Below are 17,250 nucleotides of genomic sequence, written 5' to 3'. Positions count from 1 at the left end.
AAAACTATTATGCGTTTTCTGGGTTTCTTTTCACTATTAAAGCTACAATTAGTCCAATTACTGCCTGAATTACTAAAAATATAACGTTAGATTGTAATTGTGGTCCAATAGAAAATTGATTTTTTTGAGCTTCCATTTGTTCTACAGTTTGAGCAACAGCATCTTCTGGAGCGTTAAAGTTACGCATCATTTGTACTGTGGTTTCAATTGTTTTTTCTTTTAAAGTAATAGCAGCTTCAGGATCTATAAAATTGAAAATTACTATGCTAATAACCATACTAATTAATATACCAATTGCAACTGTTATAAAATAAGAGCTAAAAGCTTCTTTAAAAGTAATAAATCCTCCTTGCATTTTTTTAGATTTAATAGCAGATACTATTCCTGCAATAATTATTACGATTAAAAATATGATACCAAGCCACCATTTAGTAAGTAGATCAAGGTATAGCGCATAGCCTAAAATTGTTACAAGTGCTAAAAAACCACCTAAATAAAGCCCGTGATTAATAGCTGAAGATTTTGTTGAAGTTTCCATAAATATTGGTTTAATTTGTTAATTACTATTGTTAGTATTCAAATATAGAAAAACGTTACATAAAATAAGTTTTAATATTTTTAATAAAAAAGATTGCTCATTTATAAAATTTGGTTAAATTTGCACCTCGAAAATAGAATACATTATAAAGCAATTAGCGATGAAAAAAGATATACATCCAGAAAATTACAGAGTAGTAGCATTTAAAGACATGTCTAATGACGATGTTTTTTTAACAAAATCTACTGCTAATACAAGTGAAACTATTGAAGTTGATGGTGTTGAGTATCCAGTAGTAAAAATGGAAATATCTCGTACATCTCATCCTTTCTACACAGGTAAATCTAAATTAATTGATACGGCTGGTCGTATTGATAAATTTAAGAACAAATATGCTAAATTCAAGAAGTAATTTAGCTTGTTATAATATTTAAAGCCTTTCAATATATAATTGAAAGGCTTTTTTTTGTTTAGTCAATTATCTTATTTTTGTCTTAATAATCGCAATAACCAATAAAACTTAACCACTTAAACCCAAAAGTTCTCATGAATTATATTCTTTTTGATGGGCCTGCAAGAAATCAACTTTTACCATTTACATATACTAGACCTGTAGCAGATATTAGAGTTGGTATTTTAACTATAAGAGAGAAATGGGAGAAATATTTACAAGCGACTACAACTACAGTGACTGAAGATTATTTATCTGAAAAATGGCCAATGGTTGAATTGGAAGATAATATAATGATTAATGCTTCTTTTTGTCCTAATGAAAATTTAGTTGATATTATAAAAGCGCTTAAAAATAAACAAGCAGTATTTAATGGTGAAGATTTAATTGCTTTTTACGCGAAAGAAGCTCAAGAAGATATAAATTTTGATGAGTTTGAAGCGATAGAGTATAACGAAGCAATTTTAAAAATAGAAAATACCTGGGATATTTTTTCAAAAAATGGAGAAGCTATTACCCAAGATTTTGATTTAATAACACGAGATAGAAAATCTCAACCAATTTCTAATACTAATAATATATTAGGTGCAGAAAATATTTTTGTAGAAGAAGGTGCAACTTTAGAGTTTGCCACTTTAAATGCAAAAAACGGGCCCATTTATATTGGAAAAAATGCTGAAATAATGGAAGGCGCTATAGTGCGAGGTCCATTAGCATTATGTGATAATGCAACTTTAAAGTTAGGAGCAAAAATTTATGGTCCAACAACTGTTGGTCCACATAGTAAAGTTGGAGGAGAAGTTAATAATTCTGTTATATTTGGATACTCTAATAAAGGTCATGATGGGTTTTTAGGGAACTCTGTTTTAGGTGAATGGTGTAATTTAGGCGCAGATACTAATAATTCAAATCTTAAAAATAATTATGCAGAAGTAAGATTATGGGATTATGAAACTGAAGGATTTGCAAAAACTGGCCTACAGTTTTGTGGCTTAATGATGGGCGACCATAGTAAATGTGGAATAAATACTATGTTTAATACTGGAACTGTTGTTGGTGTAAATGCTAATATTTTTGGTAGTGGTTTTCCAAGAAATTTTGTGCCAAGTTATAGTTGGGGTGGAAGCAATGGGTTTACTACGTATCTAACTAAAAAAGCTTTTGAGGTTTGCAAAGTAGTTATGGCTAGAAGAGCAATAGAATTTACAGAGGTTGATAAAAAAATTCTAGAGTATATATTTGAAGATACTAAAAAATATAGAAGACAGTAATATCATTTTATAAAAATGAGATCTATTACAATTAAAAACTTCGCTTTAAAAATTTTTAAGAATAAGGTATACTTTACTATACTATTTCTTACTATACTTTTTATTGATATTTTTATAAAAACAAATGTCGAAGATTTATCATACCGTTACTTCTCTAAAAGTTTAGTTATAATTTCTCTTTTTTTATTCTATTGTATTAATAAATTTGGAAGCCTAAATGCGTTTAAGTTTAATACTATAGTAATTTCTTTGGTCTTTTTTTTAATAGGAGATTTATTAATTATTAATCATTTAAATCCAGTTTTTTTTACTTCAGCAATGATTTTATTTGTTATTGGTAAAATTATGTATTGTATTAATTTTTCTAATAATAGAGATTTTAATTTAACTAGACTGTTGCCATTTTGTTTATTTAGTTTTATACTAATGGTATCTGTTTTAATATTAGTTATAGATAACCTAGGAGACTATTTTTTACCAGTATTGTTATACTTTTTTATTACCTTATTAATGTTTTTATTTGCTTACCTGCGAAAAAGTGATGTTAATGCTAAAAGTTACTATCAAGTATTTTTAGGAATGTTTATTTTTTTACTTTCAGAGACCATATTTTTAATAAAAACATTTTATATTCCAATTCCATATAATCAAACTTTAATTATGCTTACATACGGTTTAGCACAATATTTTATTATTATAGGTTTAGTAAATGAACAGAAGCTTCCGGACCCATTTGGGTTAAATAACTCTAGTTTTTAGGTAGTTGCTTTTTAACAGATTTTAAATTTAAAAGATTAATTGGGTTGTTAGTTAAACCGTGTATGTCTTTACTAGTAAACCGTATAACTTCATCATAATATAAAGGTACAATAGGTGTTTTACTCATTATTAAACTATCCATTTTAGTATATAGTAACTCTCTTTCTTTAGTGTTAGTTTCTAAAAAAGATTGTGCATACCATCTATCAAAAGTAGTGTTTTTAAAATGTGTGTAATTTGGACCGTTTGGAGCAAAATTGTCACTATAATAAAGCGATAAATAATTTTGAGCATCAGGATAATCTGCAACCCAACTTGCTCTAAAAAAATCTAATTTACCGTTAGCTTTAGCACTTTTTAAAGTAGAAGCAGGTATAACGTCTACATTTACTATAAGTCCCGTTTTTTGTAATTCACGTTGTATATATTCACAAAAATTTAAATAATTACCAGTAGTTGTAATAGTTATCTCTGGAGTTTTATTATTACTCTCCTTTTTGTATTGATTAATTAATAGTTTTGCTTTTTCAGGATTGTATTTAAAACCAATATTGGCATTGTGCCCAGGTAAACCTTTTGGTATAAAACCACCATTTGCAGGTATGCCTATACCGTTTCGCAAATAAGTCATCATTTTTTTTCTTTCAAACCCATAATTAATCGCTTGTCTTATAAGTTGCGATTGTACCTCTGGGATATTAGAATCTAAATAAAATGCCAAATATTCTGTATTTAAATAAGGGCCGCGAAGCATATTTATATTATTTGAATACTTTTTTCTAAGTATACCGCTACTTGTTAAAATATCATCTTGATAAGAAGCATCAAGCGAGTTTAAAAAGTCTAAATTACCCTGTATAAATTGTAAAAACTCACTCTGTTTATCTGGTAAAAAGGTAATGGCAATAGCCTCGAGATATGGCAATTGTACACCATTTTCATCATATTCAAAATAATGGTTGTTTTTTCTAAAAACCAATTTAATATTTTCTTCCCAACGTTTAAATTTAAAAGGACCAGTTCCAATTGGGTTTGCCCTAAAGGCAGTACCATAATGTTCAACAATTTCTTGTGGTACAACAGCGCAATATTTCATAGATAGTTTACCTAAAAAAGAAGGATCTGTTGATTTTAAAATAATAACTAAAGAGTCTTTTTTTACTGCTTTAATATCCCAAATGTTATTTACAACCCAACTACCAGGAGAAGCTAGCTTTTCGTCACAATTTCTAAATAAACTATACTCAAAATCTCTTGCAGTCACTGTACGTGTAGAATCTTTTCCAAACAATTTGTGTTTATGAAAATAAACATCATCACGCAATGAAAACGAGTAGGTAAGTGCATCGTTACTTATACTCCAGCGTTTTGCAATACTTGGTTGTGCATTTAAACTATCGTCCATTTGCACTAAACCATCAAAAAGTTGATTTACAGCCCAAATATCTGCGTTGTCTTTTGCAAAAGCAGGATCTAAAGAACCAATGTTTTTATGTTCATTGTATCTAAAAACAAGGGTATCATCAATCGTATTTTTTTTGTTAGAACATGAAAAAAACAAAAATAAAAGGCAAGCTATTGGTAAATAGTTAATTAAACTAGAATATTGCTTGTTTTTCAATTTTATCATTTTGTAATTTAGTTGTAAATTTGCGCTTCCTTTTAAAAGAGAGTTAATTGGTAAATATAATGAGATTTCTTTCTGTAAGGAAAAGATAAAACTATAAAATGAATAAAAAAGTCGCATTTTACACTTTAGGCTGTAAGCTAAATTTTTCTGAAACATCTACTATTGCTAGAAGTTTTAAAGAAGAAGGATTTAGCCGTGTTGAATTTAATGAAACGGCAGATATTTATGTTATTAACACATGTTCTGTTACAGAAAATGCCGACAAACGTTTTAAAACTATAGTAAAACAAGCTCAAAAAGCAAATCCTGAAGCTTTTGTGGCAGCAGTTGGTTGTTATGCGCAATTAAAACCAGAAGAATTAGCAGATGTTAATGGTGTAGATTTGGTATTAGGCGCAACCGAAAAATTTAAAATTACAGATTACCTTAACGATCTTACAAAAAACGATTTTGGAGAAGTACACTCTTGTGATATTAATGATGCAGATTTTTATGTTGGTAGTTACTCAATAGGCGATAGAACGCGAGCGTTTTTAAAAGTACAAGATGGCTGTGATTATAAATGTACATACTGTACTATTCCATTAGCAAGAGGAATTTCAAGAAGTGATGAGTTAGACAATGTACTTAATAATGCTAAAGAAATTTCAGCAAAAGGTATAAAAGAAATAGTACTAACTGGTGTAAATATTGGTGATTATGGTAAAGGTGAATTTGGAAATAAAAAACACGAGCATACCTTTTTAGAGCTCGTAGAAGCTTTAGATAAAGTAGAAGGAATAGAGCGTTTACGTATCTCGTCTATAGAGCCAAATTTATTAAAAAACGAAACCATAGAAGTGGTAAGTAAATCTAGAGCATTTGTACCACATTTTCATATTCCTTTACAAAGCGGTCATAACGATATTTTAAAATTAATGAAACGCCGTTACATGCGAGAATTGTATGTAGATCGTGTTGCAAAAATTAAAGAGGTTATGCCACATGCATGTATTGGAGTAGATGTTATTGTTGGTTTTCCAGGAGAAACAGATGAGCACTTTTTAGAAACTTATAATTTTTTAAACACTTTAGATATTTCTTATTTACATGTGTTTACATACTCTGAAAGAGATAATACAGAGGCAGCAAGTTTTAAAAACGTCGTGCCAAAAAATATAAGAAGCAAGCGAAGTAAAATGTTACGTGGCTTAAGTGCTAAAAAGCGTCGTGCTTACTACGAAAAACAAATAGGAACTTCACGAAGTGTGTTATTTGAAGGTGAAAATAAAGAAGGTTATATACACGGTTTTACAGAAAACTACGTAAAGGTAAAAGCGCCTTGGAATCCAGAATTAGTAAATACAATACATCAAGTTAATTTAACCAAGATTGATGATGATGGTTTAGTGCGTTTTGAATTTGAAAATGTATTAGCATAAAAAAAAAGCCGAAACATTTGTTTCGGCTTTTTTTTAATTAAATTCTTAAACCAACAGGAAGTAATTTTTTATACTGTCTATTGCGTCTTATAAACTTTGCAATTTCTGGACTGGTAGGAACAATACTTAAATTACGCTCCTCAATATGTTGAAATACAACTTTTAAAAAATCACTCGTAAAATTTTCATCACTTATTGCTTCAGGAATTATAAGCTTTGTTAAAAAAATTTTTCGTTCTTGAAGAGAATATTCAATTTTAGCAAAATGATCTTCGGTCTTAATCTCAAATTGACGTTGAAATTCATTGTCAACTAGCTCGGCAGCATCAATCATAATTTATGGGTTTTAATTTATTCTAAGGGATTCAAAAATAGTGCCAACTATTTTATAGCTTTACACATTACAAAAGTACGACAATTAAACGTTATTAAGTTTCTATTTATTGTTAAAACCTTATGATTCAAGAAGTAATACATGTTTATTTAATGCCAGGAATGGCAGCAAATCCATCAATTTTTGATAATCTTTCATTAGACGAGAATATATTTAAGTTACATGCTTTATCCTGGGAAATTCCTTTTAAAAACGAAACGCTTAGTGATTATGCTTTACGTATGACCCAAAAAATTAAACATAAAGATGTAGTGTTATTAGGTGTGTCATTTGGAGGTATTTTAGTTCAAGAGATGAGTAAACATATAAAAGTGAGAAAACTTTTTGTAGTATCTAGTGTGAAAACTAAACACGAATTACCAAAACGGTTTAAAGTTTTAAAAGCAACAAAAGCCTATAAATTACTACCAACACAATTAGCTGGAAATTTAGATTTATTAGCAAAATTTGCTTTTGGAAATTTAATTAAAAGAAGAATAGAACTTTATAAAAAATACCTATCGGTTAACGATAAGTATTATCTAGATTGGTCTATAGAGCAAATAATTAACTGGAATCAAGACAAAGTAATGGAACAAGCAATACATATTCATGGAGATAAAGATATTGTTTTCCCGCATCAATATTTAGGTGAATGTATTACAATAAAAAACGGAACACATATAATGATTATTGATAAGTATAAGTGGTTTAACAAGAATTTACCTAAATTAATTTTAGAATAATATTAACTGTAATTAAGTAAATTATTTTAATTTTATAAAAAAAGAAAATGATGATGAAAAATATTCAAAAAGTATTAGCAGGAATAGGTTTATTATGCTTAGCAGCACTATTTATTAATGCTTTTCAAGAAGCTCCAACAGATGAAAACCTTCAAAAAAAAATAATTAACGATTATAATGTTTATGCACTACAAGTTCCAGATTACTTAGATTTTGCTGGCGAACCTGTACCATTAGAAAATCCAGATATTTTAGAACGTATGGATAAAGAACTTTTAGTAAATACCTATTGGCAATCTAATGGTTTATTAATGTTTAAACGCGCCCAAAAGTACTTTCCTATTATAGAGCCTATTTTAGCAAAAAACGGTATACCAGACGATTTTAAATACCTAGCAGTAATAGAAAGTGGTTTAACAAATGCTAAATCTCCTGCAGGAGCAAGTGGTTTTTGGCAAATTATGAAAGCTACTGGTAAAGAAAATGGATTAGAAGTAAATAGTAATGTAGATGAACGTTACAATTTAGAAATGGCAACTCAAGTAGCTTGCGATTATTTAAAAAAATCTAAAGAACGTTTGGGTTCGTGGACAAATGCAGCAGCAGCTTATAATGCTGGGAATTATGGTATTTCAAGACGATTAGAAGCTCAACAAGTAAATAATTATTACGATTTACTTTTGGGCGAAGAAACAGGACGTTATGTATTTAGAATTATAGCTTTAAAAGAAATTTTATCTAACCCTACTAAATATGGTTTTAATTTTAGAAGTAAAGATTTATATTCAAATATTCCAACATATAAGGTTGCTGTAGATACCGCAGTTTCAGACTTTGCTTCATTCGCCAAAAAATTCGATATAAATTACAAAATATTAAAAATTCATAATCCTTGGTTGAGAGAAAATAAACTTAATAATGCTTCAAGAAAACAGTATTATATAGAAATTCCTGAAAAAGGTTATTATACTACACAACCATAAATGATAACATTTATAAAAAACAATTGGTTTGTAATTTTAATAGGAGTTAATTATCTCCTTGCAATCTCTGCAGTAATTACAATTTTATTTAGAAACATAAACCCTACAAAAACACTAACCTACATAATTGCGTTAGTGTTTTTTCCTTTTTTAGGCTTACTAGTTTATTACTTTTTTGGGCAAGAGTATAGAAAAAATAAAATGTTTAATAGAAAAAACATTTTAAACCAAAGTATAATAAAAGAATTAAACGAAGATTTAGAAAAAACTAAACAAGAATTAGACGAGTTAGAAGATAATTTTTTAAGCGATAAAATTAGGCTTGTAAGATTGCTTCAAAAAAGCGATAAAGCACCTTTAACACGATGTAATCAAGTAGAAATACTAAAAAATGGAGAAGTAAAATTTAAACGCCTTTTTGAAGATTTAAAAAAAGCAAAGCACCATTTGCATATAGAGTATTATATAATTAAAGACGATACTATAGGGACAGAGCTTTTAAATATATTATGTGATAAAGCTAAAGAAGGATTAGAAGTTAGGCTAAGTGTAGATGATGTTGGAGCAGATATTTCGCGCCAAATGAAACGAAAGTTAAAAGATAGCGGAGTAGAATTTTATTCTTTTATGCCAGTAATGTTTCCAAAATTTACTGGAAGAATGAATTATCGTAACCATAGAAAAATTGCTGTAATAGATGGTGTTATTGGTTACCTTGGTGGTATAAATATATCAGATAATTATGTAAACAAAGCCGAAAGAGATTTTTATTGGAGAGACACAAGTATTAGGCTAGAAGGTGAGGCAGTTGTTACACTGCAAGTTCAATTTTTAACCAATTGGCAATTTGTATCAAATTCTAAAATTAAAAACATTTCTAAAGACTATTTTCCTAATAAACCTTGTGAAGATGATGTTGCCGTACAAATAGCAGCAAGTGGCCCAGATACAGATTGGGCAAATATTATGGATGCTATGTTTAGCGCAATCTCATCTGCAGACGATTATATATATTTAACTACACCGTATTTTATACCAAATGATGAAATTATTATGGCTTTACAAATAGCCTCTAGAAGTGGTATAGATGTAAGAATATTAATTCCAGACGAAAGTGACTCTAAAATAGCTAAATACGCCACAAATTCTTATTTACAACGTTTATTTAATGCTAACATAAGAGTATATCGCTATACTAAAGGTTTCATACATGCTAAAACCATGGTAATAGACGATATTTTTTCTACCATTGGTACAGCAAATACAGATTATAGAAGTTTTAATATTAATTTTGAAATTAATGCCGTTATCTACCACAAACAAACAAGTAAAGAATTAAAATCGATATTTTTTGAAGATTTAAAAAATGCTGAAGAAATGAACCCACAAGAATGGCAAAATAGGTCTAATCTTGAAAAATTAAAAGAAGCTTTTTGCAAATTATGGGCACCATTATTATAAGTTACAAAACACTAATACTGTTGCAAAACTAAAATCAATGAAAGTAAAAATGGATTTACAAATAATATTAATATTAATAGTTGTTGGACTTTTAGCAGGTTTATTTAGTGGTATGTTTGGTGTTGGTGGTGGCGTAATTATGGTACCATTAATGGTGTTTGCTCTTGGTTATACACAGCATCAGGCACAAGGTACTAGTTTAGCTGTTTTGGCAGTACCTGTTACCTTTTTAGCAGCTTATACTTATCATAAAACAGGAGAAAACCCTATAAATTTTAAATATGCATTAATTATTGCAGTGTGTTTTGTTTTAGGTGGTTACTTTGGTACAAAATTAGCCATTTCAATAAGTGAATCTTTATTAAAAAAAATCTTTAGTATTTTACTTATATTAGTTGCTATAAAAATGTTTTTTAGTAAATAAAGGCATAAAAAAGGCTCACATTTGTGAGCCTTTTTTCTTTACTAGAATTCCTTATTATCTTCTTGAAGCTCTACGTTGAGCACGCATACTTCCACCTTGACCAAAATGTTGGTTTGGAGCGCCTTGTGCACGTTTCATATTAGCTTTCATTTCTTTAATTTGCTCCTTAAGCATACCTTGCTTGTCTAGTTTTTGAGCTTCATTAATAAGTATTGTTGCTTCTTGTTTTCTTCGTTTAGAGAAAGCAATTCCTGCTAAGTTTAGTTTTGCCATTGCCATATCCTGGTCCATATTTAAGCCAAGAGCAACCGCTTTTTTAAAAAACTTTTCAGCTTTATTCATATCGGTTTGAGATACCATAATACCTTGTAAATAATTATAATAACCTTGTTGTTTAGTAACTAACGCAGCTTCAGGATTAGAAATTTTATTTAACCATTTTTGTGCTCCTGGAAAATCTTGTTTTCTTAACTTTAAAAAAGCCAATAAAATCATTTCATTTTTAAAATATAAAAACACAAAAATTAAGGCTAAGAAAATAAGCATAATACCATTTCCAATGTTACCTTCTATAAACTGCCAAACTGCAGTTGCTAAAATTAAACCAGCTATTATTAATTTAAATACTTTATTATACATTTTATATTATTTTTAATTACCACCTAACGTAAATAGGCATTTAGTTTGTTAAATTAGACTGCAAAGAAACTCAATTTTTCTTAAATAAACTGTGTTAAAAATCTGTTTTGTACTTTCGGTTAGCCTAATTTTATTATAAATAGCTTTAATTTCGAGCTAAATTTAAAACTTAGTAAAATATTTTTTAAATAAGGTTTGTGAAATTAAAAAGTCGTTGTATATTTGCGCTCAGTTTTAGAGAAGACTAAAACATAAAAATAATTACAATTCAGATTTAAAACATAAGACAATGCCAAAAAGAACGTTTCAGCCATCAAAGAGAAAGAGAAGAAATAAACATGGTTTTAGAGAAAGAATGGCTTCTGCTAACGGTAGAAAGGTATTAGCGCGTCGTCGTGCTAAAGGAAGAAAGAAATTATCTGTTTCATCTGAAACTAGACATAAGAAATAATGATTAACAATTGTTAATATTTTGGAGGCGTTACTTAGGTGTAACGCCTTTTTTTATATTCAAGTTTTACTATTTTTGCACCACACAATTCAACTATTAAAATGCCAAAAAATTCTAAATTAAAATCAATACTAATTATAGGTTCAGGTCCTATTGTTATTGGTCAAGCTTGTGAGTTTGATTACTCTGGAACACAAGCATTACGTTCACTAAGAGAAGATGGAATTGAAACAATACTAATCAATTCTAATCCAGCAACAATCATGACAGATCCAAGTATGGCAGATCATGTTTACTTATTGCCTTTAACTACAAAATCTTTAATAGAAATACTTAAAAAACATCCACAAATTGATGCTGTTTTACCTACTATGGGAGGACAAACTGCACTTAATTTGTGTATTGAAGCAGATGAAAAAGGCATCTGGAAAGATTTTGATGTAGAAATTATTGGTGTTAATATCGATGCCATAAATATTACCGAAGATAGAGAGAAGTTTAGAGAATTAATGCTTGATATTGGTATCCCAATGGCACCACAAGCAACAGCAACTTCGTATTTAAAAGGTAAAGAAATTGCACAAGAGTTTGGTTTCCCATTAATTATTAGAGCCTCATTTACTTTAGGTGGAGCTGGAGCTTCTTTTGTTTATAAAGAAGAAGATTTTGATGAACTTTTAACGCGTGGTTTAGAGATTTCTCCAATCCATGAAGTCATGATTGATAAAGCCTTAATTGGCTGGAAAGAATATGAGTTAGAGCTTCTTAGAGACTCTAACGACAATGTTGTTATTATTTGTGCTATTGAAAATATGGATCCTATTGGAATTCATACAGGAGACTCTATTACTGTCGCACCTGCAATGACATTAAGTGATAAAACATACCAAAAAATGCGTGATATGGCAATACATATGATGCGCAATATTGGAGATTTTGCAGGTGGTTGTAACGTACAATTTGCTGTAAGCCCAGATGAAAATGAAGACATTATTGCTATCGAGATTAATCCTCGTGTATCACGTTCATCTGCATTAGCAAGTAAAGCAACAGGTTACCCAATTGCAAAAGTAGCTGCTAAATTAGCTTTAGGTTATCATTTAGATGAACTTGAAAACCAAATAACAAAATCTACATCTGCTTTATTCGAGCCAACTTTAGATTATGTAATTGTAAAAATACCACGTTGGAATTTTGATAAATTTGAAGGATCAGACAGAACTTTAGGTTTACAAATGAAATCTGTTGGAGAAGTTATGGGAATTGGGCGTAGTTTCCAAGAAGCCTTACACAAAGCAACACAATCGCTTGAAATTAAGCGTAATGGTTTAGGTGCAGATGGTAAAGGTTATAAAAATTACGACCAAATTATAGATAAATTAACGCATGCAAGTTGGGATCGTGTATTTGCTATATATGATGCTATACAAATGGGAATTCCATTAAGTCGTATTCATGAAATCACTAAAATTGATATGTGGTTTTTAAAGCAATATGAAGAGTTATATTTCATTGAAAAAGAAATCTCAACCTTTACAATAGATACTATACAAAAGGATTTATTACTTGAAGCGAAACAAAAAGGATATGGAGATAGACAAATAGCACACATGCTAGGTTGTCTTGAAAGTGAAGTTTATAATAAGCGAGAAGAATTAAATATTAACCGTGTTTATAAATTAGTAGATACTTGTGCAGCAGAGTTTGAAGCAAAAACACCTTACTATTACTCAACATTTGAAAACGATGTTGAAACAGCAGATGGTGTACGTCAAGCAGATAACGAAAGTATAGTTACAGACAAGAAAAAAGTAATAGTTTTAGGTTCTGGTCCAAACCGTATTGGTCAAGGTATCGAGTTCGATTATTGTTGTGTTCACGGTGTTTTAGCTGCAGCAGAATGCGGTTATGAAACCATCATGATTAACTGTAATCCAGAAACAGTTTCTACAGATTTTGATACAGCAGATAAATTATATTTCGAACCAGTATTCTGGGAACATATTTACGATATTATTAAACACGAAAAGCCAGAAGGTGTTATAGTACAACTTGGTGGACAAACGGCTTTAAAATTAGCCGAAAAGCTAGAGCGTTATGGTGTAAAAATATTAGGAACTAGTTTTGAAGCTTTAGATTTAGCCGAAGATAGAGGTCGTTTTTCTACGTTATTAAAAGAATTAGAAATTCCTTATCCAGAATTTGATATAGCTACAACAGCAGACGAAGCTTCTGCAATTGCAGATGTTTTAGATTTTCCAATATTAGTTAGACCATCTTACGTACTTGGAGGTCAAGGTATGAAGATTGTTATTAATAAAGAAGAACTTGAAAAGCATGTAGTAGACTTGTTAAGTCGTATGCCAGGAAACCAATTACTTTTAGATCATTATCTAGATGGTGCAATAGAAGCTGAAGCAGATGCTATTTGCGATGGTGAAAATGTGTATATAATTGGTATTATGGAGCATATTGAGCCTTGTGGTATTCACTCTGGTGATAGTAACTCTTTACTACCTCCTTTTAACTTAGGAGATTTAGTAATGCAACAAATTAAAGATCATACTAAAAAAATTGCTTTAGCATTAAATACAGTAGGTTTAATAAACATACAGTTTGCTGTTAAAGATGATAAGGTTTATATAATTGAAGCCAATCCAAGAGCCTCAAGAACGGTTCCGTTTATAGCAAAAGCTTATGGAGAACCTTATGTAAACTACGCAACTAAAGTGATGCTAGGTGAGAAGAAGGTTACAGATTTTAACTTTAATCCAAAGTTAAACGGTTATGCTATTAAGCAACCAGTATTTTCTTTCAATAAGTTTCATAATGTAAATAAAAAGCTAGGTCCAGAAATGAAGAGTACTGGAGAAAGCATCTTATTTATTGATGATTTAAAAGACGATGAATTTTACAATTTATACTCAAGACGTAAGATGTATTTGAGTAAGTAATATTTTATTTTTAATTATAAATTATTGGGGTACAGGTTTTTATTTTTTAATCTGTACCTCTTTTTTTATTTGTTTTTTTCTATGAGTGTCGATTTTTTTTGTACTTTTAAATAAATCTACTTATTATGATGAAAAAATTACTCTTTATTTTATGCATAAGTTTATCATTAAGCTTATCTGCACAAGTCGAAACAATCACTATAGATTGGAGTTTTGGATCAAATCCAACTGCATCAGGAAATGCAAATACAAATAGAACTATAGAAGTAGGAGATACGGTAGAGTGGAATTGGTATGCTTCGGGTACTCACAATGTTGCTTCTACAGGAGGAACCGAAACCTTTAACAGTGGAGCTCCAACTAGTACACCAGGCGTAAATTTTTCTCATACTTTTACAAGTGTTGGTACAACAGATTTTGTTTGTCAACCACACTCAACAAATATGTTTGGAACAATAACAGTTGTTTCTGAAGGCTCTTTAGGAACTCAACAATTTGATTCACCAACAAAGTTTTCAATTTTTCCAAATCCAGGAAATAATGAAATGAATATTAATATTCCCACTTTAAGTGATGAAAGCTTAAGTTTGGAAGTTTTTGATGTTCTTGGTAAAAGAGTATTAAATGAAAATTTAAGTGGTTTACAAACTACAATAGATATTTCTAAATGGAAAAGTGGTATGTATTTGGTACGATTAGCATCACAAAACCAAGATGTAAAATTAACTAAGCGTTTTGTAAAACTCTAGTTTAAAAAATACAATAAAAAAAAGAGCTTTAAATTTAAAGCTCTTTTTTTATTTAAAAATTATCAGGTAATTCAATTTTAACTTTATAATCTCTTAATTGTTCTAAATAATCTTGATGAGAAAAATCTTGGTGGTCAAATTCTGCTTGTCTTGCCTTTTTAGTTTCAATACGCTTTAAGGCTTTTAAATAACGTTTTACTTCACTTTTATCATTTAAAATAAGACCAGGAACTTCCATAGATTTTCCGTCTTTATCTTTGGCAACCATTGTAAAATATGAAGAATTACAATGTTTTATAATGCCTGTTTGTATATTTTCTGCTTCAACACGAATACCAACAACCATAGAGGTTCTACCAACATAATTTACAGAAGCTTTCATGGTAACTAACTCGCCAACTTCTATTGGGTTTAAAAAATCTACAGTATCAACAGATGCTGTTACACAATACATTTTAGAGTGTTTACTCGCACAAGCAAATGCAATTTGATCCATTAAGCCTAAAATATAACCTCCATGAATTTTACCACTAAAATTTGAATGTGATGGTAACATTAATTCAGATATGGTGATGCGTGAACTATCTACGGTTTTATAATTAGGCATAATTTTATGGGTTTTCTGGTGTATTAAGTTCTACTTTAGTTACAAAATAGTGTGTGTCTCCTAGCCAAAATAAGGTTTTATAACGTTCAAAATAACTTAACTTTACTAAACGACCTTGGTATTTGTTTAAACCTTCAATTACTTGTGTTTCTCCATCTTCAACCGAGAATTTAAATATTTGTGCTTCACTAACACCTTGGCTAATTTCGCCTTCCCAGGTTTTAAACAATACACCTTTTTTACTAAACTTAACTAATTCTCCAGCTCTAACGCCTTCACTGTAAGTTACAAAATAGACAAAGGCAAAATAGCCAGCTATTAGTAGTAATATAACGATAAAGGTTTTAATTAAAAATTTCATAAAATATATATTAGAGTAAGTTAGTTTTTATTCTTGGTCTGTTGCACGTTTAATAAATGCTTCTGGTAAAGACTTTTTTGCTTTTGCTCCTAATTTTTTAATTTTTTCGACACTTCTAATTAGATTTCCACGACCATCTACTAATTTATTCATAGCAGCAGTATAATCTGTTTTTGCAGCATCTATTTTTTTTCCAACACCAGTCAAATCAGATACTAATCCTTCAAACTTATCGTATAAAGCTCCTGCTTGACGCGCAATTTCTATGGCATTTTGTTGCTGCTTTTCGTTATTCCACATGGTATCAATAGTTCGTAAAGTAGCTAGTAGAGTAGAAGGTGTTACAATAACAATATTACGCTCGAAGGCTTTATTGTAAAGTGAGTTATCTTCGTTTATTGCAATTGCAAATGCAGGTTCTATTGGGATAAAAAGCAATACAAAATCTGGAGAATCTATATCATACAAATCTTGATAATTTTTAGCAGAAAGCTGCTCTACATGTTTTTTAATAGAGTTTATGTGTGCTTTTAAATGTTGAGTTCTATCTTCCATTTCGGCATTTACAAAACGCTCGTAATCAATTAAAGATACTTTACTATCTATAATCATGCGTTTATTGTTAGGTAAATGTAACACAACATCTGGCAGTACTCTTGTGCCATCTTCTCGTGTAAAACTTTGCTGTACATAGTATTCTCTGTCTTTTTCTAAGCCAGATTTTTCTAGCACACGCTCAAGAACAAGTTCTCCCCAATTACCTTGCATTTTATTATCTCCTTTTAAGGCTTTTGTAAGGTTTGTGGCTTCTTTTGTCATTTGTTGGTTAAGCTCTTTTAAACCTTCTAACTGGGTTTTTAAAGCAGAATGTAAACCGAAGTTTTCCTTGTGTGTATCGTCTACTTTCTTTTCAAAAATTTGAATTTTCTCTTGTAGCGGATTTAATATATTTTTTATGTTTTCTTTATTTTGAAGTGTAAATTTTTCAGATTTAGCATCTAGAATTTTATTTGCTAAATTTTCAAAATCTGTACGCAGTTGCTTTTGGCGTTCTTCTAACTCTTCATCTCTTTTTAAATTAAGCTTTTGAAGATTTTCGTATTCTGAATTTCTTCTCGTTAACTCAGTACTTAAAAAATCTTTTTCACGTCTAATTTCTTCACGTTCGGTTTCAATTTTAGAAAGCGATGTTTTTAACTCTTCTATTTTATTTTCAAAATTCTGATTTTGTTTTTGGTTTTCAGTTTCCGAAAACTGTTTAAAATCATTAAACTGTTGCTGTAAATTGGCATTTCGTTCTTCTAAAGTACTTTTTTCACTTTTACTTTTTAGTTTAGTAAATAGCATACCTAAATAAGCACCAATGGCAGCTGCAATTAATATGGCAATAATGAGGATGATGTTGTCGTTCATTTATTTAATTTGAATTTTA

Annotated in this window: 18 protein-coding genes; 11 read left to right on the top strand and 7 right to left on the bottom strand. The window is 29.7% G+C overall.

The window, feature by feature from the left end; translation table 11 throughout:
• Positions 1-7: 7 nt before the first annotated feature.
• A complete protein-coding gene (locus BM549_RS05270) occupies positions 8-538 on the bottom strand; it encodes a DUF4199 domain-containing protein (RefSeq protein WP_290469317.1) in 531 nt (176 codons plus the stop codon).
• Positions 539-698: 160 nt separating this feature from the next.
• On the opposite strand from BM549_RS05270, the gene BM549_RS05265 reads away from it, so the two are divergent.
• The 3 genes from BM549_RS05265 to BM549_RS05255 all read left to right on the top strand — a co-directional run bounded on the left by BM549_RS05265 (position 699) and on the right by BM549_RS05255 (position 3,019).
• Entirely contained in the window at positions 699-950 is a 252-nt protein-coding gene (locus BM549_RS05265; RefSeq protein ID WP_290469316.1) for a type B 50S ribosomal protein L31, read from the top strand.
• Positions 951-1,084: 134 nt separating this feature from the next.
• Positions 1,085-2,260 (top strand): GlmU family protein, encoded by a 1,176-nt coding sequence (locus tag BM549_RS05260; protein ID WP_290469315.1) that lies wholly within the window; start codon positions 1,085-1,087, stop codon positions 2,258-2,260.
• A gap of 15 nt (positions 2,261-2,275) precedes the next feature.
• Positions 2,276-3,019 carry a lysoplasmalogenase gene (locus BM549_RS05255; protein ID WP_290469314.1) on the top strand — a complete coding sequence of 248 codons (744 nt, stop codon included), beginning with the start codon at positions 2,276-2,278 and terminating at the stop codon, positions 3,017-3,019.
• Here BM549_RS05255 and BM549_RS05250 read toward each other — a convergent pair.
• Positions 3,009-4,649 (bottom strand): ABC transporter substrate-binding protein, encoded by a 1,641-nt coding sequence (locus BM549_RS05250; RefSeq protein ID WP_290469313.1) that lies wholly within the window; start codon positions 4,647-4,649, stop codon positions 3,009-3,011. The genes BM549_RS05255 and BM549_RS05250 overlap by 11 nt on opposite strands.
• Before the next feature lie 98 nt (positions 4,650-4,747).
• Between BM549_RS05250 and mtaB the strand changes: the two genes are divergently transcribed.
• Positions 4,748-6,070, top strand: coding sequence for a tRNA (N(6)-L-threonylcarbamoyladenosine(37)-C(2))-methylthiotransferase MtaB (mtaB, locus tag BM549_RS05245; protein ID WP_290469312.1), 1,323 nt, complete (start codon positions 4,748-4,750; stop codon positions 6,068-6,070).
• A gap of 37 nt (positions 6,071-6,107) precedes the next feature.
• Here mtaB and BM549_RS05240 read toward each other — a convergent pair whose 3' ends face one another.
• Positions 6,108-6,404 carry an N-acetyltransferase gene (locus BM549_RS05240; protein WP_290469311.1) on the bottom strand — a complete coding sequence of 99 codons (297 nt, stop codon included), beginning with the start codon at positions 6,402-6,404 and terminating at the stop codon, positions 6,108-6,110.
• A gap of 122 nt (positions 6,405-6,526) precedes the next feature.
• On the opposite strand from BM549_RS05240, the gene BM549_RS05235 reads away from it, so the two are divergent.
• Genes BM549_RS05235 through BM549_RS05220 form a run of 4 tightly spaced genes read left to right on the top strand, consistent with a single transcriptional unit; the run spans position 6,527 to position 10,057 of the window.
• Positions 6,527-7,189: an alpha/beta hydrolase gene (locus BM549_RS05235; RefSeq protein ID WP_290469310.1), complete on the top strand. Its 663-nt coding sequence runs from the start codon at positions 6,527-6,529 to the stop codon at positions 7,187-7,189.
• Between the two features lie 53 nt (positions 7,190-7,242).
• Positions 7,243-8,172, top strand: a complete 930-nt coding sequence (locus BM549_RS05230; RefSeq protein WP_290469454.1) for a lytic transglycosylase domain-containing protein — start codon at positions 7,243-7,245, stop codon at positions 8,170-8,172.
• Positions 8,173-9,633, top strand: coding sequence for a cardiolipin synthase (cls, locus tag BM549_RS05225; RefSeq protein WP_290469309.1), 1,461 nt, complete (start codon positions 8,173-8,175; stop codon positions 9,631-9,633). It begins immediately after the preceding gene.
• A 37-nt stretch (positions 9,634-9,670) separates the two neighbouring features.
• Complete coding sequence (locus BM549_RS05220; protein ID WP_290469308.1) at positions 9,671-10,057, top strand: sulfite exporter TauE/SafE family protein; 387 nt, start codon at positions 9,671-9,673, stop codon at positions 10,055-10,057.
• A 54-nt stretch (positions 10,058-10,111) separates the two neighbouring features.
• On the opposite strand, the gene BM549_RS05215 is transcribed toward BM549_RS05220, so the two are convergent.
• A complete protein-coding gene (locus BM549_RS05215) occupies positions 10,112-10,696 on the bottom strand; it encodes a DUF2892 domain-containing protein (RefSeq protein WP_290469307.1) in 585 nt (194 codons plus the stop codon).
• Positions 10,697-10,985: 289 nt separating this feature from the next.
• Between BM549_RS05215 and rpmH the strand changes: the two genes are divergently transcribed.
• The 3 genes from rpmH (at position 10,986) to BM549_RS05200 (ending at position 14,850) form a co-directional block, all read left to right on the top strand.
• Entirely contained in the window at positions 10,986-11,147 is a 162-nt protein-coding gene (gene rpmH, locus BM549_RS05210; RefSeq protein ID WP_013870629.1) for a 50S ribosomal protein L34, read from the top strand.
• 101 nt (positions 11,148-11,248) lie between these two features.
• Entirely contained in the window at positions 11,249-14,101 is a 2,853-nt protein-coding gene (gene carB / locus BM549_RS05205; protein ID WP_290469306.1) for a carbamoyl-phosphate synthase large subunit, read from the top strand.
• 125 nt (positions 14,102-14,226) lie between these two features.
• Positions 14,227-14,850, top strand: coding sequence for a T9SS type A sorting domain-containing protein (locus BM549_RS05200; RefSeq protein ID WP_290469305.1), 624 nt, complete (start codon positions 14,227-14,229; stop codon positions 14,848-14,850).
• A 52-nt stretch (positions 14,851-14,902) separates the two neighbouring features.
• On the opposite strand, the gene BM549_RS05195 is transcribed toward BM549_RS05200, so the two are convergent.
• Genes BM549_RS05195 through BM549_RS05185 form a run of 3 tightly spaced genes read right to left on the bottom strand, consistent with a single transcriptional unit; the run spans position 14,903 to position 17,231 of the window.
• The gene (locus BM549_RS05195; RefSeq protein ID WP_290469304.1) at positions 14,903-15,457 is read right to left on the bottom strand and encodes an acyl-CoA thioesterase; all 555 of its coding nucleotides are present in this window, start codon (positions 15,455-15,457) and stop codon (positions 14,903-14,905) included.
• A 4-nt stretch (positions 15,458-15,461) separates the two neighbouring features.
• Positions 15,462-15,818, bottom strand: coding sequence for a 6-phosphogluconate dehydrogenase (locus tag BM549_RS05190; RefSeq protein ID WP_290469303.1), 357 nt, complete (start codon positions 15,816-15,818; stop codon positions 15,462-15,464).
• A gap of 27 nt (positions 15,819-15,845) precedes the next feature.
• Positions 15,846-17,231: a DNA recombination protein RmuC gene (locus tag BM549_RS05185; RefSeq protein ID WP_290469302.1), complete on the bottom strand. Its 1,386-nt coding sequence runs from the start codon at positions 17,229-17,231 to the stop codon at positions 15,846-15,848.
• Between the last annotated feature and the right edge of the window lie 19 nt (positions 17,232-17,250).

Origin of the sequence: Lacinutrix sp. MedPE-SW (assembly GCF_001874145.1) — a bacterium.
Classification (GTDB): Bacteria; Bacteroidota; Bacteroidia; order Flavobacteriales; family Flavobacteriaceae; genus Lacinutrix.
The sequence above is the reverse complement of the archived record's forward strand: the minus strand, read 5'-3'. Positions and strand labels throughout refer to the sequence as shown.